This is a genomic window from Heliomicrobium gestii, assembly GCF_009877435.1.
Classification (GTDB): Bacteria; Bacillota; Desulfitobacteriia; order Heliobacteriales; family Heliobacteriaceae; genus Heliomicrobium; species Heliomicrobium gestii.
In genome coordinates, this window is the sequence record NZ_WXEX01000009.1 from 115,808 (window position 1) to 138,852 (window position 23,045).

At 59.1% G+C, this 23,045-nt stretch carries 20 protein-coding genes; 14 read left to right on the forward strand and 6 right to left on the reverse strand.

The window, feature by feature from the left end:
* The first annotated feature begins 236 nt into the window (after nt 1–236).
* From GTO89_RS11655 to GTO89_RS11665, 3 genes are read left to right on the forward strand one after another with little or no spacing between them, the layout of a single operon-like run.
* On the forward strand, nt 237–1,838 hold the full coding sequence (locus tag GTO89_RS11655; protein ID WP_161262267.1) for a spore germination protein: 1,602 nt from the start codon (nt 237–239) through the stop codon (nt 1,836–1,838).
* A 54-nt stretch (nt 1,839–1,892) separates the two neighbouring features.
* A complete protein-coding gene (locus GTO89_RS11660; RefSeq protein WP_161262268.1) occupies nt 1,893–3,011 on the forward strand; it encodes a GerAB/ArcD/ProY family transporter in 1,119 nt (372 codons plus the stop codon).
* The gene (locus GTO89_RS11665; protein WP_161262269.1) at nt 3,004–4,203 is read left to right on the forward strand and encodes a Ger(x)C family spore germination protein; all 1,200 of its coding nucleotides are present in this window, start codon (nt 3,004–3,006) and stop codon (nt 4,201–4,203) included. Before GTO89_RS11660 ends, GTO89_RS11665 begins: the two co-directional genes overlap by 8 nt.
* Nucleotides 4,204–4,275: 72 nt before the next feature.
* On the opposite strand, the gene GTO89_RS11670 is transcribed toward GTO89_RS11665, so the two are convergent.
* The gene (locus tag GTO89_RS11670) at nt 4,276–5,085 is read right to left on the reverse strand and encodes a UbiA family prenyltransferase (RefSeq protein WP_161262270.1); all 810 of its coding nucleotides are present in this window, start codon (nt 5,083–5,085) and stop codon (nt 4,276–4,278) included.
* A 131-nt stretch (nt 5,086–5,216) separates the two neighbouring features.
* Here GTO89_RS11670 and GTO89_RS11675 point away from each other — a divergent pair, with 131 nt between their 5' ends.
* From GTO89_RS11675 to GTO89_RS11725, 11 genes are all read left to right on the forward strand, one after another.
* Nucleotides 5,217–6,581 carry an NCS2 family permease gene (locus GTO89_RS11675; RefSeq protein WP_161262271.1) on the forward strand — a complete coding sequence of 455 codons (1,365 nt, stop codon included), beginning with the start codon at nt 5,217–5,219 and terminating at the stop codon, nt 6,579–6,581.
* Nucleotides 6,582–7,039: 458 nt separating this feature from the next.
* Nucleotides 7,040–7,555: a 5-(carboxyamino)imidazole ribonucleotide mutase gene (gene purE, locus GTO89_RS11680; protein WP_161262272.1), complete on the forward strand. Its 516-nt coding sequence runs from the start codon at nt 7,040–7,042 to the stop codon at nt 7,553–7,555.
* A gap of 290 nt (nt 7,556–7,845) precedes the next feature.
* Nucleotides 7,846–9,138, forward strand: coding sequence for an adenylosuccinate lyase (gene purB / locus GTO89_RS11685; RefSeq protein WP_161262273.1), 1,293 nt, complete (start codon nt 7,846–7,848; stop codon nt 9,136–9,138).
* Nucleotides 9,139–9,233: 95 nt separating this feature from the next.
* Nucleotides 9,234–9,959, forward strand: a complete 726-nt coding sequence (gene purC, locus GTO89_RS11690; protein ID WP_161262274.1) for a phosphoribosylaminoimidazolesuccinocarboxamide synthase — start codon at nt 9,234–9,236, stop codon at nt 9,957–9,959.
* Nucleotides 9,960–9,962: 3 nt separating this feature from the next.
* Complete coding sequence (locus GTO89_RS11695) at nt 9,963–10,295, forward strand: phosphoribosylformylglycinamidine synthase subunit PurS (protein WP_161262275.1); 333 nt, start codon at nt 9,963–9,965, stop codon at nt 10,293–10,295.
* Nucleotides 10,296–10,317: 22 nt separating this feature from the next.
* A complete protein-coding gene (gene purF, locus GTO89_RS11700; RefSeq protein ID WP_161262276.1) occupies nt 10,318–11,763 on the forward strand; it encodes an amidophosphoribosyltransferase in 1,446 nt (481 codons plus the stop codon).
* Between the two features lie 9 nt (nt 11,764–11,772).
* Entirely contained in the window at nt 11,773–12,873 is a 1,101-nt protein-coding gene (gene purM / locus GTO89_RS11705; RefSeq protein WP_161262277.1) for a phosphoribosylformylglycinamidine cyclo-ligase, read from the forward strand.
* Nucleotides 12,870–13,475, forward strand: a complete 606-nt coding sequence (gene purN / locus GTO89_RS11710; RefSeq protein WP_161262278.1) for a phosphoribosylglycinamide formyltransferase — start codon at nt 12,870–12,872, stop codon at nt 13,473–13,475. Before purM ends, purN begins: the two co-directional genes overlap by 4 nt.
* Nucleotides 13,476–13,504: 29 nt before the next feature.
* The gene (purH, locus tag GTO89_RS11715; protein ID WP_161262279.1) at nt 13,505–15,067 is read left to right on the forward strand and encodes a bifunctional phosphoribosylaminoimidazolecarboxamide formyltransferase/IMP cyclohydrolase; all 1,563 of its coding nucleotides are present in this window, start codon (nt 13,505–13,507) and stop codon (nt 15,065–15,067) included.
* A gap of 36 nt (nt 15,068–15,103) precedes the next feature.
* Nucleotides 15,104–16,396: a phosphoribosylamine--glycine ligase gene (gene purD, locus GTO89_RS11720; protein WP_161262301.1), complete on the forward strand. Its 1,293-nt coding sequence runs from the start codon at nt 15,104–15,106 to the stop codon at nt 16,394–16,396.
* 100 nt (nt 16,397–16,496) lie between these two features.
* Nucleotides 16,497–16,925, forward strand: coding sequence for a CBS domain-containing protein (locus GTO89_RS11725; protein ID WP_235920423.1), 429 nt, complete (start codon nt 16,497–16,499; stop codon nt 16,923–16,925).
* Nucleotides 16,926–17,021: 96 nt separating this feature from the next.
* Here the strand turns inward: GTO89_RS11725 and GTO89_RS11730 are convergent, their stop codons facing one another.
* The 5 genes from GTO89_RS11730 to GTO89_RS11750 form a co-directional block, all read right to left on the reverse strand.
* Nucleotides 17,022–17,879, reverse strand: a complete 858-nt coding sequence (locus GTO89_RS11730) for a methyl-accepting chemotaxis protein (protein WP_161262280.1) — start codon at nt 17,877–17,879, stop codon at nt 17,022–17,024.
* A 224-nt stretch (nt 17,880–18,103) separates the two neighbouring features.
* Nucleotides 18,104–18,601, reverse strand: coding sequence for a DoxX family protein (locus GTO89_RS11735; protein ID WP_161262281.1), 498 nt, complete (start codon nt 18,599–18,601; stop codon nt 18,104–18,106).
* Between the two features lie 266 nt (nt 18,602–18,867).
* Nucleotides 18,868–19,374 carry a DinB family protein gene (locus GTO89_RS11740; protein WP_161262282.1) on the reverse strand — a complete coding sequence of 169 codons (507 nt, stop codon included), beginning with the start codon at nt 19,372–19,374 and terminating at the stop codon, nt 18,868–18,870.
* A 158-nt stretch (nt 19,375–19,532) separates the two neighbouring features.
* Nucleotides 19,533–21,197: a divergent polysaccharide deacetylase family protein gene (locus GTO89_RS11745; protein ID WP_161262283.1), complete on the reverse strand. Its 1,665-nt coding sequence runs from the start codon at nt 21,195–21,197 to the stop codon at nt 19,533–19,535.
* A gap of 211 nt (nt 21,198–21,408) precedes the next feature.
* Nucleotides 21,409–22,626 (reverse strand): cation diffusion facilitator family transporter, encoded by a 1,218-nt coding sequence (locus GTO89_RS11750; protein ID WP_161262284.1) that lies wholly within the window; start codon nt 22,624–22,626, stop codon nt 21,409–21,411.
* Nucleotides 22,627–23,045: the final 419 nt, after the last annotated feature.

A 23,045-nucleotide genomic window follows, 5' to 3' on the forward strand; every position in this document is an offset into this window, starting at 1 on the left:
GTCGAGGGAGGTCGCGCCGCCTGTGACTTCGATTCTTGCTCCATTACGGAAAGTATAACAAATAATTAACTTTCACAACAGGTGGTGTTGTTTTTCACATTCGCAAGTCCTTTTTTATTGATTATTCAGGCGATGGATTCGGTGAGGGATTCCCTGTCCGACAGGCGACGCGTTTCAATGATTTGAAGGGCATGTCGCCTTCCGCTTCGGGGAAAAGCTACTGTAGGGTGAAAGGCATGGTCGAAGAGAACAAACAGAGCTTTTGGAACACCTTCCTCTACAAACACCGCAAGGACGAACTGCCTCCGCCCGATGACCGCTCCGGGAAGGTCGAGCGGGCCTTGCCGGCCTCCCTGGAGGCGACGAAGGACGCATTGAAACAAGCCCTCGGCGAGCCCAAGGATCTCTTTTTTCGCCCCATCGAGAATCCGGCGCTGGGTCGCAAATTTCTCCTGGCCGCCATTGAGGGTCTCATCGACAAAAAAGAATTGGCCCTCCATGTGATTGAGCCCTTGCAGAACGCGCCGCCCCAGGACGAGTCGTCCGATATTTTTGAGGCGCTTGGAGAGACGGTCATCTCTGTCCCCAACTGGCAGAAGATCAAAACGCTCGATCAGGCCAAAAGCCAGTTGCTTGACGGCAACACGCTGCTCTTTGCCGAAGGATTGTCTTCCGGAATCGTCATCTTCAACCACCAGTACGAACACCGGACTGTCGGCGAGCCGATCACGGAGCAGGTGATTCGCGGGCCCATTGAGGGCTTTGTCGAGGCCCTTCGCGTCAACACGGCGTTGCTGCGCAAGCACATCAAAGACGAGCGATTGCGTTTTGAATCGATGACCATCGGCCGGCGGAGCAAGACAAAGGCGGTCGTCGCCTATGTGGAGGGGATCGCCTATCCCCCCCGGATCGACGCTGTCAAGGAGGACTTGAAAAGCCTTGACATCGACGTGGTCCATGATGTGGCCGAACTGTCGCTGCTGTTACAGAAGCGATCCTTCAACATTTTTCCGCTCAGCCTGACGAGTGAGCGCACTGACCGGGTGACGGCCGCTTTGATGGAAGGGCGCATCGCCGTCTTCATCGACAACTCGCCATCGGCCATGGTGGTGCCGGCCATCTTCATCGATTTCTGGCGCACCCCGGAGGATTACTACTATTCGCCCCTTTTGGCCACCTTTTTCCGCATTTTGCGCATGATCGTCGGCAACCACCTGACCATGATGCTGCCGGCCTTATACATCTCCTTCACCGAGTTTCCCACGGGGATTATCGGTTCCCAGTTGATCATGAACATGGCCGCTTCCCGGGAGGGGATCGCCTTCCCCCCAACGGTGGAGGTGCTGCTCATGTTGCTCATGCTTGACATCATCCTGGAAGCGAGCCAGCGACTGCCGCGCATCGTCGGCGGCGCCGTCACGATCGTGGGTGGTCTGATCCTGGGACAGGCGGCTGTCCAGTCAAAACTGGCCTCCAATATCATCGTTATCATCGTGGCTGTGACGGCGATCACCAACCTGACCGTGTCCAATCTATCGATGCTTCAGGCCATGCGGCTCTTGAAATACTATTTCATGATTTGGGCTGCCTTCTTTGGTGTGGTCGGTGTCGTCTTTGCCGCGACCACCGTGCTGGCCTATGTGGGATCCTTAAAATCCTATGGCGTTCCCTATCTGAGCCAGATGTCGGCCATCCATCTCCGGGACCTTACCGATACGATCTACCTCTTTTCGCCCAAGTGGCGGACAAACCGTCCACGAACCTTTAAGGCTGAGGATGGACAACACTGGGATACCCAGTCGATGAAATACAACGAAGACAGCATGGACGATATTTGACCGGTTTTGGCGAAGGTATGACCGGCGCCAGATCAGCCGCTTGGAGAGGGTACTGTGTACAAAGAAGAGATCTCCATGATCCAGATCGGACTCTTGATGGGCTCCTTTTTTGTCTCCGGGGCCGGTCTCTACTACCATGGCTTTTTGCTGCACAGCGTCACCTACAATCCCTGGCTGCCTCTCCTGTCCGGCGGGCTGTTGTCGTTGCTGCCCTCCGCTCTGGCGTGGTACTTTTGCGCCCGTTTCCCGCGAGACAACATCGTCGGGGTTGCTCAAAAGCTGGCAGGACGCTGGCTTGGCGTCGTCATCACGCTGCCGCTGGTCCTGTTTCATTGGGCCCTGCCCCTTCCCGTCTTCCGGATCGCTGCCGAACTGCTCGTGGATGTGCATCTCAACCAGACGGCGCCGGTCGTCCTGTCCACCATCCTGCTGGCCATCGCCTGTTGGATCGCTCTCATGGGCACCGAAGTGGTGACGCGGACCAACGACGAGCACCTGGTGATCATCTTTCCGTTGACGGTGGTCATGTTTTATCTCTCCATCGCCGATATTCGCCTGGAACTGGTCCTTCCGGTGAACCAGTTTGATTTTTCCTACTGGGGCCGCCTCGATTTTTACGCTTCGCTGATGGTCTTTTTTGGCTTTAGCCTGCCCCTGTTCCTCAATGACTCCTTGGGGCATAGCAAGAAGATGTATTGGGTGATTCTCACCGTCACGATCGTCGGAATCCTCTACCTGCTGCTCACCCTTTTTTTGATCCTGGGGACGCTGGGGATGGAGATGGCCTCCAGCTTTGAGCAGCCCTTGAAAGTGAAGATGACCACCTTGCGCCAGATGGTCTTTTTTCAACGGGTCGACATCTTCTTGGTCCTTCTCTGGATGTTTCCCACGACGACGGCGATGGCGGCGATGATTGTCACCGGCGCGCGCGCGGTCGGACAGTGGTTAAACCTGACCAACTATCATCCCGTTATCTATGTGTATTTTGTGGTCGCCTTTTTGCTCCGGTCTTGGTTCGAAGCCTTTCAACAATCCACCCAGTTTCTCCGCTGGCTCGGTCCCCTCTGGGGGATCTTTATGATCGGCACAGTGGGGATTCTGTTGCTTCTGGCCCGCTTCCGCCGGAAAAAAACTGCGGCCTCTCGCGGAACCGGAGGGGATTGTCATGGGTAAGCGCAAAGACATCCGGGCATTGACATTCTTATTGCTTGTTTTCGGGGCGCTGTTGACGGGTTGCCAGGATAAGATGCCCATTGAACGGCGCGCCTTGGTCATGAATATCGGCTTCGATCTCGGTGAAAAAAAAGCGTTAGCATTGATCCCGGACATCCACAATCCCAAACAGTCGGAGTCCAACACCCAGCCCGCCCCCGACAAAACAGCCGGGCCGCCGACGGTGGCGCCACGCCTGGAGGGCGAGACCATTGATGATTGCGTGGAGCATTCGAAAACCGTCTTGCCTCGCCAGTTGGACTTTGGCTTGTCGGGGACGATTGTCATCCGAGAACGAGCCGCCCGGGAAGGTATCTTCCCATTTTTGTCTTGGAGCATGTTTCAGGCGTCGGTCCGGCACAACGCTTACGTTTTTGTGTCGGAAACAGACCTGCAGACCTTGTTTTCCGGCAAAACCATCACCCTGGAGGGGACGCAAGGGGGGAACATCCTGGTCAGTCAATTGAACGCCGAGACGCGATCACCGGCGATCGCGCGGACCTTTCTCTGGGACGCCTACCGGACCTATCTGGACAAGACCGGCTGTATCACCGTCCCTTACATCCGGGGGGAAGAGGGAAAGATCCGGTACATTGGCACGGCGATCTTCCACCATGACAAGATGGTCGGCGCCCTGAACGTGCCGGAAACAGCGTTGATGACGACGATCCGGGAAGAACGGGTCCCCTTCCTCTACACTTTCCGCTTTCACGCCCCCGGCGGGAGCGAGGGAGGGAGGGATCCGCAGATGAAAGGACAGATGAATGCCCGTGACGACAAGGTCGGCGATGTAACCGTCCGGATTCAGCAGGTGAAGAGTTCCTACCGTGTGCGCCGCGAAGGCCCTGGCCAGTATGCGGCGACGATCCGCGTCGATATGACGGGGATGCTCTCAGACGCCAACCCGCCGCAAGTTCGTTATACCATGGAGGATTTTGACGCCATGGGGGTTCAGGGGAGCCGATCGCTTGTCGATGACATGGATCGCATGCTGAAAAAAACGCAACAGATGCGGTCTGATGTGCTGCAGATCGGTCGCTTTGTCCGGCCGATCAACATCGAAGAGTGGCGAGCCTTGGACTGGCATGATGTCTTTCCCACGGTTCCGGTGACCTTCGAGGTAACGCTCCGGGTGGTTGGGGCGACACGATGACCGGCGGCGTACAGCGCGCGGCTCCCCTTGTTTGGCATGGCTTTTGCATGGTGGAGAAATTGTGGAATGCGCTCACCGGCTCAGACAGGCGCCCAGGAGCACGATGGCGGCGAGGGCGTGACCGGGACGACCGCCCGCTTGATCCATTCGCCAAGCGATCGCTTGTTGGAGGATACGAAGGGCCGGCGGCAGGGAGAATAACAGGTAGAGCGGTGGAAAGCCAAAGAAGTAGGGTAGGGGGAGCAACGCCGCTGACAGGGCGAGGACATTGCGGATAAAGCGGCGCGCTTTGGCCAAGGAAAGAGACGGCAGGGTTCGCAGGCGCGCCCGGTCGCCTTCCAGGTCCTGCTCGTCGCTGATGATCCGTGTGGCCACGTGCAGCACGCCGACCGCCTCGGCCAATAGAAACAGGCGGGACGAGAGATCGCCCGGCGCTCCCGCCGAACCGAGGACAAAGGCCGAGAAGACGAAGGCGAAGACCGAGAGGCCCCGTCCGATCCAGTGGCGCTCTGTGAGCCGGTGCAACGGCGGGATCGCCGCGAAGGTTGCCATCGCCGCCAGCGCCATCGCGCCCGTCCGGTCATGCAGGAACGATGCGAGCGCGACAGCTGCGATCAGGCAAATCACGCCGTAGGCGCGGACCGCTTTGACAGTGATTCTCCCGGCCGGCAAAGGACGTTCGGGGTGGTTGATCCGATCCTCCGGCAGATCTTCGATGTCGTCAAAGGCATAGACGCCAGCGGTAAAGATCATGCCGGACAAACCGGCCAAAAGGAGAGAGTGGGCCGAACCGCCTTCGATGAATCCGGCGGCGGCGGCGGTGACGCCGTAGCGCAGGGCGATAGGGGGGCGGCTCAAAATCCAAAAATCGATCCAATGCATCAGCAATCTCCTTTAATCTTCTTTCATAACCAATAGCCTGCCCTTTGTTGACACTGTTTTTTCGCCTCTGCTAAGATATAGAAGCCACAGGGCGGGCGATCCAAAACTTCAATGAAGAAGGAGACGCCGCCGTGCTGGAAAAACTGTTTCACCTGAGAGCCAAAGGAACCGACGTCGCCACGGAAATCACCGCCGGGATCACCACTTTCATGACCATGGCCTACATCCTGGCCGTCAACCCGGGGATTCTCTCATCGACGGGGATGAGCAAAGACGCCGTCTTTTTCGCCACCTGTCTCGGCGCAGGGCTGGTCACCATCGCCATGGGCCTCTATGTCAACTTTCCCGTCGCCCTGGCGCCGGGCATGGGCCTCAACGCCTACTTCGCTGTCGTCGCCTCCCAACGGGGCGGCATCCCTTGGGATGTGGCCCTCGGGGCGGTCTTCATCTCGGGCCTGATCTTCATCGTGCTCACAGTCACCCAGGTGCGCCAACTGCTGATCGAAGCGGTGCCCACATCGTTGAAAAAGGCGATCACCGTCGGCATCGGGCTTTTCATCACCATCATCGGGTTGAAGCTGTCCCACCTGACTGTCGCCAGCCTCCACCTGGGGCCGTCGCTGGGCAATGTGACCGGCACGGGCGGCTATGGACAGTTGCTCTACTTTGAGTGGGACCTGACCATCGGCAGCTTTTTGAAACCGGACACCATGCTGGCCCTCTTCGGCCTGATCGTGACGACCGTCCTCATGGCCTTGCGGGTGCGGGGCGCGCTGCTGATCGGCATCGTCACGACGACCCTGCTGGGGATCCCCATGGGCGTCACCCCGATCGCTGACTTTTCCTTCACCTGGCCCGCCTTCAATGACCTCGCCGTCGGGTCATTGAACCTTCGCGGCGCCTTGGAACTGGGGCTCGTCTCTGTTGTGCTGACATTTACCTTCGTCGAACTCTTCGACACCTTCGGCACCCTCGTCGGCACCGCCGGGCGGGCGGGGCTGCTCGATGAAAAAGGGCGTTCCCCCCAGATCGGCAAAGCCATGCTTGTCGACGCCGCCGGCGTCAGCCTCGGCGCCTTCCTCGGCACCTCGACGATCACCGCTTACGTCGAATCGGCCGCTGGCATCGGCGAAGGCGGGCGGACCGGCCTGACATCGGTGACGACGGGCGCCCTCTTCTTGCTCGCTCTCGTCCTGGCGCCCTTCTTCCGCCTCATCCCTGACGCCGCCACCGCGCCGGCCCTCATCGTCGTCGGCGTCCTCATGATCGGCGCCGTCCGCGACATCGACTTTGACGATTTCACCGACGCCTTGCCCGCCTTTCTCACCTTCACCCTCATGCCCTTCACCTACAACATCGCCAACGGCATCGCCGCTGGCATCGTCTTCTACACCCTCCTCAAAACCGTCACCGGCAAAGCCCGCCAGGTCCACTGGCTCCTGTACCTGCTGACCCTACTGGTCATCTGGCGGTATGTGATGTTAGGGGGGCACTGAAGAGGCATTGAATTGGCGATAGGGCAGGGCAAATTCGATGTCGATGTATTAGCAGACTGTGGCAGACTGTGATGGTAGGAATATGGGGACTGGTTTTTGTTTTCAGGCGGGGTTAGGGTGGAGGGGAATAATATCGCGGGAGTTGGGATGAACGTATGGGGCAAATGGGAACATCACTTTGAAACGTCAGGGGTGGCTAGGGACGGGAGCGGTTTGAGCGGAGCGGCGAAAAAGCGAGCGCAGGCGGTGGAGCGTCAAGGGCGCCATGGTTCACATGCAGAAAAGCCCAGAGGTTTGGCGCCCAGCGGAACCGCCGAAGCGAGCCGCCGCGCAGCTCTAAGCGACCGGCCCTAGCCGCCCCGTGACGAAGCGACAGCGGTCCAAATAATAGTCCAAACCCATCTGCAAATATATCGACTAACGCCCCAAAACAGGGGCGCAACATAGGGAGGATACCAATGAGCCAGCTTAACGACAAACCCCTTGTCGGCATCATCATGGGCAGCGACTCCGACCTGAAGGTCATGAAAGACGCCGTCGAAGCCCTGGAAGAATTCGGCGTCAAGTCCGAGATGATCGTCGCCTCCGCCCACCGCACGCCCGACCGCGCCGCCCGCTACGCCCAAACCGCCGAGGAGCGCGGCATCGAAGTGCTCATCGCCGGCGCCGGCATGGCGGCCCACCTGCCCGGCGTCATCGCCGCCTTCACCGTCCTGCCTGTCATCGGCGTTCCCCTGCAATCGGGCGCGCTCCGCGGCTGGGACAGCCTGCTCGCCATCGCCCAGATGCCGCCCGGCGTCCCTGTAGCGACGGTGGCTGTCGACGGCGCGAAAAACGCCGGTTTGCTGGCCATCCAGATCCTCGGCGGCAAGCATCCCCAATTGCGGGAGAAGTTCAAAGCCTACAAGGAGAAAATGGTCCGCCAGGTTGAAAAGAAAGATGCAAATTTGGGGGAGCCGAGACCGGTTTTTTAGGGTATAATAGAAGTTGGGTCTAATCAATTCTTATTCAAAACTTGAGGGAAGTGCAGCTCAGGGTTCCGCGTCAACGGTCTGGACCGAGCGCTGCAAAAAGGGGTTAACGTGACGATGTTCACCCTTTTTACACCGGAGGGAGAAAAGCCCAGGCGGATAGGTTCCTTGCATTGGCAAGGCGGGAATCTATCTGCCCGGGCTTTGCTTTTTGCAAAAAACTCAGCGACATTCACGCACGAACCGTCCTCACCCGATGAGGGACGGCGCAGAAATCAGGGAGGGGTATAGGGATGATCGAACGTTACACACTCAAAGACATGGGGGCCATCTGGGCCGACGAAAACCGCTTTCGCAAATGGCTCGATGTGGAAGTAGCTGCCTGCGAAGCCCTGGCTGTTCTGGGCAAGATTCCCCAGGAGGCTTTCGAAGCCATCCGCGACAAGGCTGACTTCAATGTCCAGCGCATCCTGGAGATCGAAGAAGTGACCAAACACGACGTGCTGGCCTTCCTCACCTGTGTCGCCGAATATGTCGGTGAGGAATCGAAATACATCCACATGGGCATGACCTCTTCCGACGTGTTGGACACCTCCTTGTCCTTGCAGATGCGCGAGGCTGGGGAGATCATCCTCCAAAAGCTGAAAAAACTGCGTGAAGTCATCGGCGAGCGGGCCAAGGAACACAAATACACCGTCATGGTCGGCCGCACCCACGGCATCCACGCTGAGCCCGTCACTTTTGGCCTCAAACTCGCCCTCTGGTACGACGAAGTCAACCGCTGCATCAAGCGCATGAACCACGCCATCGAGACGATCAGCGTCGGCGCCATCTCCGGCGCTGTGGGCACCTTCGCCCAGATCGATCCCTTCGTGGAGGAATACGCCTGCCGCAAGCTGGGCCTTCGTCCCGCCCCCATCTCCACCCAGGTCATCCAGCGGGACCGCCATGCCGAGTACATGACCACCCTGGCGGTCATCGGTTCGTCGCTGGACAAGTTCGCTACAGAACTGCGGAACCTGCAGCGCACCGACATCCATGAGGTGGAAGAGGCCTTCTCCAAGGGCCAAAAAGGTTCCTCCGCCATGCCCCACAAGAAAAACCCGATCACCTCGGAGCGTGTCGCCGGCCTGGCCCGGGTGCTGCGCGGCAATGCCCTAGCCGCCATGGAAAACGTCGCCCTCTGGCATGAGCGCGACATCACCCACTCCTCGGTGGAACGGGTCATCGTTCCCGATTCGACGATCCTCCTCGACTACATGCTGGCCAAGATGATCGACATCGTCGCCAACCTGAACGTCTACCCCGAAACGATGCAAGAGAATCTGGAAAAAACCCTCGGCCTTGTCAACAGCCAGCGGGTGATGCTCGCCCTCGTCGACAAGGGAGCCCTGCGCGAGACGGCCTACCACTGGGTCCAGCGCAACGCCCTCAAGGCCTGGGAAATCAAGCGGCCCTTCAAGGAACTGGTCCTCGAAGACAGCGAGATCATGGAAAAACTGAGCCCTGCCGAAGTGGAAGGTCTCTTCGATTACGACTACCACATCAAGCACGTAGACACCCTCTTTAAACGGGTCGGCCTGTAAGCTGCCAACCGGTTTCAACAAAAACGAAAACGACAAAAAGACGGGAACGACAAGTGACATAGATGCCGTAGGAGCGTAGAAAGGGGAGTCCATCCATGCCAGCCGTAAGCAAACTGGAACAGATCTACGAGGGAAAAGCGAAAAAGGTCTTCCGGACCGAAAACCCCGATATCTACTGGATCGAGTACAAGGACTCGGCGACCGCCTTTAACGGCGAAAAGAAAGCGGAGATCGAAAACAAGGGCGTCCTCAACAACCGCATTTCGGCCCTCTTCTTTCAGTACCTGGCCCAACAAGGCGTTCCGTCCCACTTTGTCGAGTTGATCAACGACCGGGAGATGCTCGTCAAGTCCCTGCAGATCATCCCCGTAGAAGTGGTCGCCCGCAACACCGTCGCCGGTTCTCTGGCCAAGCGGGTCGGTCAGCCTGAAGGAACGCCGCTGGCCAAACCGGTCCTCGAGTTTTACTACAAGGACGACGCCCTCGGCGACCCCATGATCAACGAGTATCATATCGCCGCCATGGAATGGGCCACACCGGCGCAGATGGATGCCGTCAAAGCCATCGCCCTCAAGGTTAACGACATCCTCAAGGAATTCCTTGCCGGTTTGAACATTGACCTTGTCGACTTCAAACTCGAGTTTGGCCTCCATAACGGCGAGGTGCTCCTGGGCGATGAGATCTCGCCGGACACGTGCCGCTTCTGGGACAGCCGCACGAAAGAAAAGCTGGACAAGGACCGCTTCCGCCGCGACTTGGGCGGTCTGGAAGAGGCCTACCAGGAGATCCTCCGTCGCCTGGAGAGCAAACTGAAGGGGTAACCCATGGTTAAAGCAAAGGTCATCATCACTGTGAAAACCGGCTTTCGCGATCCCCAGCGGGAGGCGCTCGAACAGCGCCTCCGGAAGGGCGGCGAAGGGTCGAACCCTCGAGCCGCATCGAGCCCCTTATTCACGCGAAACGGCTCCGGTCTTCCGGCAGCGCCGGCCATCCCGGTCGTGCCCGCCGGTCTCCGGACCGGTCGCTATGTGGAGTTTCTCGTCGATACAGACGATATGGAAGCGGCGCGGCGACAGGCGGAGGAATTCTGCCGCCAGCGGTTGTTGAACGAGGTATTGGAAGCCTTCACCTGTGAGATCGAACCCTTATCAAACTAAAACCACCGGCGGGAGGCCTATCATGTCATACGAATGCCCCCACACGCTTCCGTGGGACAAGATGGAGGAAGAGTGTGGCGTTCTCGGAATCTACGGGCCCGGCAAAGACGTGGCCCGGCTGGCCTACTTCGGCCTCTTCGCCCTGCAGCATCGCGGGCAGGAGAGCGCCGGCATCGCCGTAGGCGACGATCGGGAGATCGTTTTCCACAAAGGCATGGGCTTAGTCACGGAAGCCTTTGATGAGCGCAAGCTGAAAGAAATGCAGGGCAATGTTGCTGTCGGTCATGTGCGCTATTCGACGACCGGTTCGAGTCTGCTCGCCAACGCCCAGCCGCTGATCTTCCGGTACAGCAAGGGCATGATGGCGGTGGCCCACAACGGCAACTTGACCAACGCGGCGGAGATGCGCCACAACCTGGCCGTCACCGGCGCCATCTTCCAGACCACGACCGACACCGAGGTGGTCGTCAACCTGCTGGCCCGTTACGGCCAATCGTCCCTGGAAGAAGCCTTGATCAAGACGATGATCGACATCAAAGGCTCCTACTCGCTGCTGGTGATGACGGAGAAGCGGCTCCTGGCCGTCCGCGACCCCCATGGCGTTCGCCCCCTCTGCATCGGCCGGCTCGGTGACGCCTATGTGGTCGCCTCCGAGTCCTGCGCCCTCGACACCCTGGGCGCCACCTTCCTCCGCGACGTCGAACCGGGCGAGATCATCTCCATCGACGAAAACGGCCTGGTCTCCCTGAAGGCGCTGACCAAGCCGCGCCGGGCCGCCTGTATCTTTGAATACATCTACTTCGCCCGCCCGGACTCGGTCATCGATGGCATCAGCGTCAACCAAGCCCGCCGGGCCATGGGTCGCCAACTGGCCCGGGAGTGCAAGATCGACGCCGACATCGTCATCGGTGTTCCTGACTCGGGCACAGCCGCCGCCATGGGCTACTCCCTGGAATCGGGCATCCCCTTTGACCAGGGCTTGATGAAGAACCGTTATGTAGGCCGCACCTTTATCCAACCCACCCAGGAGATCCGGGCCCAATCGGTGCGCCTCAAGCTGAACGCCGTCGCCAAGGCGGTGGAAGGCAAGCGGGTCATCATGATCGACGACTCCATCGTCCGCGGCACCACCAGCGGCAAGATCGTCCAGATGCTGCGCGCCGCCGGGGCGAAAGAGGTGCACATGCTCGTCTCGTCGCCGCCGATCACCCACCCCTGCTACTACGGCATCGACACATCGGTGCGGAAGGAACTGGTGGCGGCGACCAAGACGCTCGAAGAGATCCGCCAGATGATCGGCGCTGAAAGCCTCCATTACCTCTCCCATGAGGGACTCTTGCGGGCCATGACGGAACAGAACCCCGACATCGCCGAAGACAACTATTGCATGGCCTGTTTCTGCGGCAGTTATCCCATCGAAATCCCCATCGGTTTGGACAAGTACGCCATGGAAGGCTGCGGCTGCTAGGAGGTACCTATGACGGAGCAACAAAAACAGGCAGGCCTGACCTACGCCCAGGCGGGCGTCGACATCACCGCCGGCAACCGGGCCGTCGAACTGATGAAGGGCCAAGTCCGAAGCACCTTTCGGCCGGAAGTGCTCACCGATATCGGCGGTTTTGGCGGCCTTTTCGCCCTCAACGCCCGCAAGTATGAAGAGCCGGTTCTCGTCTCTGGCACCGACGGTGTCGGCACCAAACTGCGCGTGGCCATGATGCTCGATCGTCATGACACGATCGGCATCGACTGTGTGGCCATGTGCGCCAACGACATCCTCGTTCAGGGCGCTGAACCGCTCTTCTTCCTCGACTACCTGGCCGTCGGCAAACTGGTCCCCGAAAAGGTGGCAGCCATCGTCTCCGGCGTCGCCGAGGGCTGCCGCCAGGCCGGCTGCGCCCTTATCGGCGGCGAGACGGCTGAGATGCCCGGCTTTTACGCCGAAGAGGATTATGATGTGGCCGGCTTTTGCGTCGGCGTCGCCGATCGCAAGAAGCTGATCGACGGCTCTGCCATCTGCCCCGGCGACGTGATGCTGGCCATTCCCTCATCGGGCCTGCACAGCAACGGTTACTCACTGGCCCGCAAGGTCTTTTTCGACCACGCCGGCCATAGCGTCGACACCTTCCTGCCCGAACTGGGAAAAACCGTCGGCGAGGAACTGCTGACGCCGACGCGCATCTATGTCAAGCCTGTCCTCGCCCTGTTGGAGAAAGTGGCGGTCAAAGGCATGGCCCACATCACCGGCGGCGGCCTGACGGAAAACATCCCCCGCGTCCTGCCGGCAGGAACCCAGGCGGCCATCGAACTGGGAAGCTGGCCCGTGCCGCCCGTCTTCACCGCCCTTCAGGCGAAGGGCCATGTGGCCGGTGCCGAGATGCTGCGCACCTTCAACTGCGGCGTCGGCTTTATTCTCGTCCTTTCCCCGGAAGAGGCCGACCAGGCGGCAGATATCCTGGCGGCGTTGGGGGAAACCTGCTATCGTATCGGTGTGATCGAAGCGAACGCTCAAGGCGCTGACGCGGCGCCTGAGGTTGTCTACAGCGGTGTCATGGAGTGGGAACGGGGGAAGAGCGAATGACGCTGAAGCTCGGCGTCCTCGCCTCAGGCCGCGGGTCCAACCTGCAAGCCGTCCTCGACGCCATCGACGCCGGACGCCTTGACGCCCAGGTGGTCATGGTCATCTCCAACCGCCAGGATGCCCTGGCGCTGGAACGGGCGGCGACGCGGGGGATCCCGGCCATCCACCTGCCGCCCTCCGAATACCCCCAGCGGACCGATTATGACCGCAAGGCGGCGGAACTGCTGAAAGGCGTTGGCGCCGACGCCCTGCTGCTGGCCGGCTACCTGCGGCTGATCACGTCAGAACTGCTCGAGGCCTTTCCCCAACGGATCATCAACATCCATCCGGCCCTGTTGCCGGCCTTTCCCGGCCTGCACGTTCATCGCCAGGCCATCGACTATGGCGTGCGCTTCTCCGGCTGCACCGTTCACTTTGTCGACGAAGGGCTCGACTCGGGTCCGATCATCCTCCAAGCGGTTGTCCCCGTCCAGCAAGACGACAACGAGGACACCCTGGCCGCCCGTATTCTAAAGGAAGAGCATCGCATCCTGCCCGAGGCCTTGCAACTGATGGCTGAAGGCCGCTTGCGGATCGAGGGCCGGCGCGTCCTCATCCAGTGAGCACGGAACCGAAACAAGGGAGGTACACCATGAATCGTCGTGCCCTCATCAGCGTCTCTGACAAGACCGGCGTCGTGGAATTCGCCCGGGGCTTGGCGGAGCTCGGCTTTGAAATCGTCTCCACCGGCGGTACATACAAGACAATCAAGGCCGCCGGCGTTCCTGTCACCTATGTCACCGAGATTACCGGCTTTCCCGAGATCCTTGACGGCCGCGTTAAAACGCTCCATCCCAAGGTTCACGGCGGCATCCTGGCTCGTCGGACGCCGGAACACCTGGCCCAGTTGGAAACCCACGCCATCGTGCCCATCGACGTGGTCGCCGTTAACCTCTATCCCTTCCGCGAGACCATCGCCAAACCGGGCGTGACCCGGGAAGAGGCCGTCGAAAACATCGATATCGGCGGACCGGCCATGGTTCGGGCTTCAGCGAAAAACCACGAATCTGTGGCCATCGTTGTCAACCCGGCCCGTTACGCCGTCGTGCTGGCAGAACTGCAAGAAAAGGGCGCTGTTTCCGATGCCACCCGCCGCGCGTTGGCGCAGGAGGCCTTCGCCCACACCGCCGAGTATGACGCCGCCATCGCCGCCTACCTGGCTGCTGGAGAAGGCGATCCCTTCGCCGGCATCTTCGCCCCCGGCAAGGTGGAAAAAGTGCAGGACCTGCGCTACGGCGAGAACCCCCACCAGAAGGCCGCCTTCTACCGCGAAAGGGGCTATCAAGGCGCCGGCGCCGGAACGGCGAAGCAACTCTGGGGCAAGGAACTGTCCTTCAACAACCTTCTCGACCTGAACGCCGCCCTGGAACTGGTTCGTGAATTCGACCGTCCCGCCGCCGCCATCATCAAGCACAACAACCCTTGCGGCGTCGCCGTCGCGGCCACATTAAAAGAAGCCTATGGAAAAGCCTTTGCCGTTGATCCCGTCTCCGCCTATGGCGGCATCATCGCCTTCAACGGCGCTGTCGATGCCGATACGGCCGCCGAGGTCGTCAAAACCTTCATGGAAGCGATCATCGCACCCTCCTTTGATGAAGCGGCGTTGGCGATTCTCCAGCAGAAAAAAGGCCTGCGCATCATGGAAGTGGGCCCCCTCGCCAGCGCGCCAGCCACGGCGGATGTGAAAAAGATCCGCGGCGGATACCTTGTTCAGGAGGCCGATCTGGGCGTTGTCACGGCCGAACAACTCCAAATCGTCACCGAACGGGCGCCTGAAGCAGGGGAACAGGCCGACCTGCTCTTTGCCTGGAAAGTGGTCAAGCATGTCAAGTCCAACGCCATCGTCATCGCCAAAGACGGCGTAGCCGTCGGCATCGGCGCCGGACAGATGAACCGCGTCGGCTCCGCTCAGATCGCGCTGGAACAGGCCAAAGCTTCCCAAGCCCTTGGCGGGGAAGGCTCTGCCGCCGAAGGCGCTGTCCTCGCTTCCGATGCCTTTCTGCCCTTTAAAGACACGGTGGACACGGCGGCCCAGTTCGGGATCCGCGCCGTCATCCAGCCGGGCGGTTCGGTCCGTGACGCCGAATCGATCGAAGCCTGCAACCGTCTCGGCGTCGCCATGGTCTTCACCGGAATGCGCCACTTCAAACACTAAGGGGGTAGGAAGGTGAAACCGATGAAAGCCAGCGGATTGAAAGTCCTTGTCGTCGGCGGCGGCGGCCGGGAGCACGCCCTCGTCTGGAAACTGAAACAGAGCCCCCGCGTCGCTGAGGTTTACTGCGCTCCCGGCAACGCCGGCATCGCTCAAATCGCTCACTGCGTTGACATCAAAGCCGACGATGTCACCGCGCTGCTCACGTTCGCCTGGGAGAAGCGCATCGACCTGACCGTTGTGGGACCGGAAGCGCCCCTGTCCGCCGGGATCGTCGATGTCTTCAACGACCATGACATGGCCATCTTCGGCCCCTCGAAAAAAGCGGCCGAGATCGAGGGCTCCAAAGCCTTTGCTAAGGATCTCATGCAAAAGTACGCCATTCCGACGGCCGCCTATGGCGTCTTTACCGAGATCGAACCGGCGCTGAGATTCATCGACGAACTGGCTGCCAACGGCCCGTCTGGCGCCGGTTGTCCCTGTGTCGTCAAAGCTGACGGTCTGGCTGCCGGCAAGGGCGTCATCGTCGCCGCTGATGTGGAGGAGGCGAAGGACGCCGTCCGATCCATGTTGGAGGGCAACGCCTTCGGCGACGCCGGCCGCCGTGTCGTCATCGAGGAATACCTGGAAGGCGAGGAAGTGAGCATCCTCGCCTTCACCGATGGCGATCATGTGATCCCCATGGTGTCGGCCCAGGACCATAAGCGCATCTTTGACGGTGATCAGGGACCGAATACAGGCGGCATGGGCGCCTACTCACCGGCGCCGGTCTACACGGAGGAACTGGCCCGTGAGGTCGAGAAGACCGTCCTGTTGCCCACCGTCCAGGCCATGAAAGCGGAAGGTCGCCCCTACTGTGGCGTCCTCTACGCTGGCTTGATGATCACCGCCCAAGGGCCGAAGGTGCTCGAATACAACGCTCGGTTCGGCGATCCCGAGACCCAACCGGTGCTCATGCGCATGCAGACCGACCTGGTCGATGTGATCGAATCCATCCTGGAAAAGCGCCTGAGCCAGCAAAGCGTTGACTGGCGCAGCGACGCCACCGTCTGTGTCGTCATGGCCGCCGGCGGCTACCCCGGTGACATTGAAAAAGGCAAAGCCATCGCCGGGCTCGGTGATGCGCTCCCCAGTGTCGAGGTCTTCCATGCCGGAACGGCGTCGAAGGAGAATCACATCGTCACCGCCGGCGGGCGCGTCCTCGGCGTGACGGCGATGGGGCCGACCATCCGGGAAGCCATCGACCTGGCCTACCAACAGGTGCAACGGATCCACTTCGACGGCGCCCAGTACCGCAAAGATATTGGACGCCGCGCCCTGGAACGACTGTAGCCATCACATCGCCCGTAAAGAGCCCGGCTCGTGGCAGGGATGAAAGGGCCGGAAAAGAGCCATCCTACACTTCGAAACGAATCGAAGGAGGGATGGCAGGTTGCGTCCTCTGCGCGAGATCATGACCCGCAGCATATCGGCCGTTCGGCCTGACGAGACCGTCATTGAGGCCGCCCGCATCATGAGCAAGCTGAACGTGGGCGCTGTCCCCGTCGTAGAAGGTCAAAGGTGTGTCGGCATCATCACTGACCGGGACATCGTCCTGCGTGTCGTCGCCAAGGGAATGGATCCCCGCGGCACGACCACACAAAGGGCCATGACGAGCGATCCGATCACCGGCACGCCCGACATGGATGTTCATGCCGCCGCCGATTTGATGTCAGACAAGCAGATCCGGCGGTTGCCCATCATGGAAAATGGACGCCTTGTCGGCATCGTCTCGCTCGGTGACTTGGCTGTGACCAACATCTACCGCAACGAAGCGGGCGATGCCCTTGGCGAGATCTCGGAGCCGTCAAAACCGATGTAAGGACGGGAAAAAGGATATCCACGCAAAAAAGCCGGCATGATTGCCGGCTTTTTTGTGTAAGAAAGCCTCCGCATGCTTCGCGGAGGCTTTTTGGCGTCATAACCGTTCCGCCAACTGGGCCAGCTTTCTCCCGGCCTCATTCAGCACCTCGACCATGCTGGCAATGTCCTGGGTGGCGCGGGCCTGTTCGTCGGCAACAGAACTGTTTTGCATGACCCCGACCGAGACTTTCTCAATGTTGCCTTTGAACTGAGTCAGGAGGGTGCTGATCTCGCGGGCCGAACCGCCGCTTTCCTCGGCGAGCTTGGAGACCTCATTGGCTACAACGGCAAATCCGCGGCCCTGCTCGCCGGCGCGGGCCGCTTCAATGGAGGCGTTGAGGCCGAGCAGTTTGGTCTGATTGGCGACGCGCTGGATGAAGCCGATGATGTTGGTCGTCGCCTTGACATGTTCCAGCGTTTCGACGGTCACATTGGCCAGTGCCTGGCTGTTGGCGGCCAGTTCCTGGGAAGAGGCGGTCATCTGCTCGATCGCTGCCATGGCCCGCTCCAACGATTCGGTGATCTCATTGATGACCGATTGCAGCGTTGATTTCATCGCATCATCATGGAGCATTTTGACCAACAGCCCGGAGGCCACTTTGGCGACAGGCGTCACCAACTCCAACTTGCCGGCGATGCCGAAGGTGCCGATTTTTACACCATCCACCTTCACGGCAAGATTGATGCCCATCTTCACCGCGCCGCCCGATTTGATCTCGTCTTCTTCCGTCATCACAATGGAATCGATGTCGCTGGTCATGATTTTCTGGGAGCCTGCATGGATGTTTCCCATACGTACATGACGGGAATCGGCGATGATGCGTCCTGTCGTGTCGCAGACGATGGAGTGGAAGTCGGTCTGGCGGTAAATGAATTCAGTGATTTCTATGGCTTTTTTTTCTGTGATGATCACTCGATCACGCTCCTTAGAATCAGCAAACCGGCAGATACCGGCGCATAAAAAGACTATTTCAAACGGTATTTCGACAATATAGCGCTTGTTCCTTCTACCACTATTGATTATTTATCATTGTAAGGTATGTATATGGCGCCTTCGAATTGTGGACGGACCCGGTCTTGTTGAGATACACCCGGGTCCGATCCAAGTGATGGGCGAGAAGAGGGGTGTAAGAGTCATTACCCCGGAGAGATCCGTTTTCGGAGGAACGGCATGAGGAAGCGGTCCAGGCCGATGGCCCAGACGACAGGCCCGGCGGTAAGCAGGAGGAGTTCTAGCGCCAGCATCTCTGGGTTTGTGCTCGATGTGCCGGCCCAGAGATAGGCCAGGTTCATAATGGCGCCTGCCAGAGCGGCAAAGTAGGTGAAAAGCCCGGCGATCAGCGCGAGACCGACCAGCAACTCGCCGTAGGACACCAGGTAAGAAAACAACTTCGCGTTGGGCAAGGCCACAGCGCGAATAAAGTCGGCGTACCATCCATGGACTTCCGGGTGGGCTCCTTCACCGGCTTTTGCGAGAGCGCCGTTCAAAAAACCGGTTACGGCTGCGCCTGCATTCTCTCCCGTCCAGGCGGGACTTGTCACTTTTTCTAGACCGGAAGTCAGCCATTCATAGCCAACCCAGAGGCGGACGAGCAGCCAGAGGAAAGCCATGTTTGACCGTCTGAGAATTTCCATTTCCGGAGTTCTCCTTTCACTTGGTGGCATCATCTGTTTTCCTGACGGAATCACAAGAATCGACATTCCGGCGGATTTTTCGTGACGGAAAACGTCATTCCTAGAATGCGCTGCCTCCGCAAAATCATGTAAAAAAAACTCCGCCAGGGTTCGGCGGAGTGGGGTAAGAAATGTGGTTGTGAATTTTACCGATTAAAAACTTACTGTTGGTCTCCCATAGCGGAAATCGGCGAAGGTCCAGTGGACGACGCGCCAGCGAAAGCGGATCAGACGCTGGGCGCTTCCATACCAAAACTGCTCCATTCTTCGCGGGAAGGACCGTAGACACCTGGAACAGAAAGCCCGGCCTGGCGCATCAGCACCGTCATCTGGCCGCGGTGGTGGGTCTGGTGGCGAAGGAGCACGCCCAGGGTAAAACCGTTTGTCCACCGTTCGCCGGAATACATTTCGTTTTCCTCCAGGAGCGTGGCGTCAGACCACTGGCTTTCGACGGCGTCGGCAAGCGCCTTTGCGGCCGCCCGGTAGCTGTCCGCGATCTGTCGCGCCGTAGCGGGAACGGTAGACTCATCGACGGTTACTTCCAGAGAGAGGCCGGTTCGTTCCAACATTTCCGGAATGGTGGTGACGATATGCCAGGCCAGGCGACCGAGGGTGCGGTCCTGCGCGGTGACGGCCTGTTGAAGCGATTCGTCGGTCAGGGCGTCCAGGATCCGCTGTGTCGATTCCGCTTCAGATCGCCAGTTCATGAGGAAGTCACTGACAGTGGCAAACAAAGCCTTATCCTCCTTCTTGCCTGCATTTCCCATTTTCATAGCATTGATTCGTGACTAGGCCGTCGTTTTCCTGCCATCCCGTGTCGATTCCTTCAACGATCATTACATTTTGTTGCTTTCGCCGCAGTTATGTGTGCCATGCTGTCAAATGAGCCGGATCAGTCGTTGGTGGGCATTTCCGGAAGAACAGTTCCTGATGCCATGACAGCGTCGCGCACCAGATCGGAAGCAAAGACAAAATCGACACCCAACTTTTCCAACGGCCCGATCATCTCCCGGATGGCGCGGGCCGTCGTTTTTCCTCGACCGCCCACATGGCCGATGGCGACGGCATGGCCTTGCTTGAGGGCGATCTGACCGGCTTTCTGCAGTTGGCCCTTGATGTACTCGATGTCATTGCTGTCATGGTCGAGAAAGACATCGCGGCGGATGAGCGGCGCGCCGATCTCTTTCGCCAGCCGTGGAAAGACAGAATCAGGGACAGTGACACTGTCGACGAAGTACCATTGCCGCTTTTTGACCTCCTCCAGCGTTATCAGCGCCGACGGTTCATCCCGGCTGATGACTATGCCCATATGATTGTTGACACCGGCGGCGAAGGGCATCACGTCGCGGGCGTCGTCGAGCAGGGAGGCGATCTGCTGCCGATCCATGCGGGTTGTCACATAGCGGGGGCCATACCAGGCGGCGGGCACGTGCTCCGATTGCATGGGCATGTGGACCATCACTTCAAAACCGAGGTGGCAGGCGCGCGTCGCCAGTTGTTGCGAGTCCTTGAAAAAAGGCATGATGGCGACGGTGAGGGGGCGATTGATGGACAGGATCTCTTCCACACCGCCGGCATAATTCCCCAGGTCATCGATGATGATCGCCAGCTTCCCTTTCCGTGACGACACTGATTTCTCCGTTCCTGTGGAAGAACTGGAGTTCTGCCTGTCATCCCTCTGCGGGCCGGGCGCGGTGACCATGTCCGCCCTTTCGTCCGAATTGCCGTCTTGGTGTCCCTGGCCGGGCCATAACCATTCCAAAAAAGTCTTTTTCACGGGTTCCTGCTTGACGAATTGAACGACCCCATCGGTGATTTTTTGGGCGAGGGCGTTGCGAAAGTCTGCTTTCAGGAAGAGTGATCGATCCTGGTAATTCGTGATAAAGCCCATCTCGATGATGACCGATGGCACTTTGACATATTCGAGGACAAAAAAATCGCCGCCATAGGGCTGGTGGAGGTAGCTCTCGCCTCGTTGGGCATAGTGGGCGTAAAATCCGTTCAGTTCCTTTTGCAGGGTATAGGCCAGCTCTTTTGAGCGGTCTGTAAAGGGCGTTTTGGGATGATAGAGGAGAATGGCGCCGCGCATCTGGGGATCGCGGGCTGAGTTGATATGCAGGCTCAGCAGCAGATCCGCCTGGTTATCGTTGACCCAGCGGACCCGGTTGGACAGGTCGGTTCGGTAGCGCTGCGGGTGATCGGGCGCCAGGCCGCTAAGGTCCACATCACTCTCACGGCTGAGCAGGACTGTGGCGCCCAGCTGTTCCAGGCGCGGTTTCAGAATCGTTGCCATCTCCAGATTGACCGTCTTTTCCAGAAAGCCTTCCTTGGTGTTCGTTCCACTGTCGATCCCGCCGTGGCCCACATCGATGAGTATCTTTTTTCCTGCGAGCGGTCGGTTTTCCGGTGATGGCCCCGGCGGAAGGTTGCGAGGTTGCAGGTAGGTATATACAGCGGTTGCGACCAGTCCGGCGACGATGATTGCCAGGAGGAACAGCGTTTTCCTCCGGATCAATAGAATGCCTGTTTTTTCAAAGATGCCGAAGAGCCAAGCCATCCCGACGCCTCCCCGCTCCAGCCGCCCTCGATAAACCCATCTTAAGAAAAACTACGCCCGCTTGGTGTAAGACAGACTATGTTCCGGTGAAATCCTTTAAGGCAGGAAAGGTCATCCAATCACGTCTTTTTTGTCATGGCAAAAAAGCATGATTGGCAAAAAAAAAACGCTCCTCCCGCGTAAGCGGGAAGAACGAGTGGGGGAAGCGATGTTAACTGGCAGCCGCATTGTCGCCTTGGTTGTCACAGATGGCTGCGGCAGAAGCGTTGGCGGACGTCGGGGCAACCTTGGCGCCAGTGGTTGGAGAAGCTTTCACGCCAAGGGCTCTCGCGACGCGAGTCACCTTCGCGCCGGTGGTTCTGCTGCTCCGGGCGCCTTTGGGGAGGGGTTGCACATTGTGCATATCGCTTTCGTCACCGGCCTTTGCCGGAACGGGATTGACTTTGCGACGCAATCGCCCATACTCACGGGAGCCCCAGCGGCTCAGGGCGTCGTCTTCGTGAACACTCAAGGTCAAGTTGTGGATGTTGGGGTAAATCTTCTTCAGGCGGCGCTGGATCTCGTATTTTACGTCTTCCGCTTCGGCGACAGACATGTCTTCCGGCAGTTCGATCGTGCCGTCCACATCGAGGAATGAACCCTCCTGGACGACATCGAGTTCGTACAGGTCTTCGACACCATCCACCTCCATGATGGCATCGCCGATCTCATCGACCACCTCTTCCGGGGCGGTGTACCCGATGAGGCCCTTGGCATTGTCCCAAGCGACCTTCAAGGCGATCCCGAAGAGCAACACGCCGATGGCGGCGCCGGCCAAACCATCGCCCCAAGGAGCGATGCCCAGATGTGAGGCTGTGATGCCGGAACTGGCGATGACGATGGCGGCTGTGGCCAGTAGGTCTTCAAAGAAGACGAGACGCGTTTCCGGCGAAGCCAGATGGTATTTGGAGAAGGACAGGCGGATCAGGGCGAGGCCCCGCGCATCGGACTCGGCCTCACGGCCGATGTCTCTCATGGCCTGGTAGAGGACGAAGCCGTCCACACACAACGATGCCAAGAGGACAGCCATGTTCCACCAGTACCCGGAGACAGGGTGCGGGTTCAGCATGGCGCCATAGGAGGTCTGAACCGTGCGAAAGGCGTTGTAGGCCATGAAGAGGGCGACAAAGAGAACGATCAGGTTGGACAGCCGGCCAAAGCCGTTCGGGAAGGTGGATGTCGGTTTGCGGGCGGCGAAGACGGATCCCGTGAAGACAGCCGCCTGGGCGGAACCGTCATTGAAGCTGTGGACCGCTTCGGCCTGCATGGCCGGGGAACCGGTCGCCACAAAGGCGGCCCATTTGAGTACAGCGAGTAGGTAGTTTCCGAGGGCGCTTTGAAGCGCCGTGTAGTTGGCCTGTTTTAGCAAGGCAACCGCTTGCTTACCCAAGTAGTTTTTTCCTCTCCTTTTTTCTGTGGGGAAGACGGACAACGACGGGTGATGCCGAAACGAAAGATGATACGAAACAGTTCGTTGTCAACGCCCATTGAAAGAAACAACAGTGAAAATGACCAGTGTGCTATCAATGTATTGTTTTTGGTTCATTTTAATCCCTATTGTATACGATTTTTCAGACTGTTTCCATCGCCAGTACAGCGCAAGGAAGGAGGCGACGAGGGAAGGGAGGCTTCTGGACCGATTTCCCGCTGACGAAGGTGTTCTTCTTGCCCGCTAGCGATGATTCTCTTCGTCTCTCAACGTTTTTCTGAGAAGAGGTGTTGACAAAGCCCATGTATTTTGTATAAAAGACGATTTTTCACTAGCATCACCGGAGAATGGCAATGAACTTCGGCCTGACCAACTCCTTA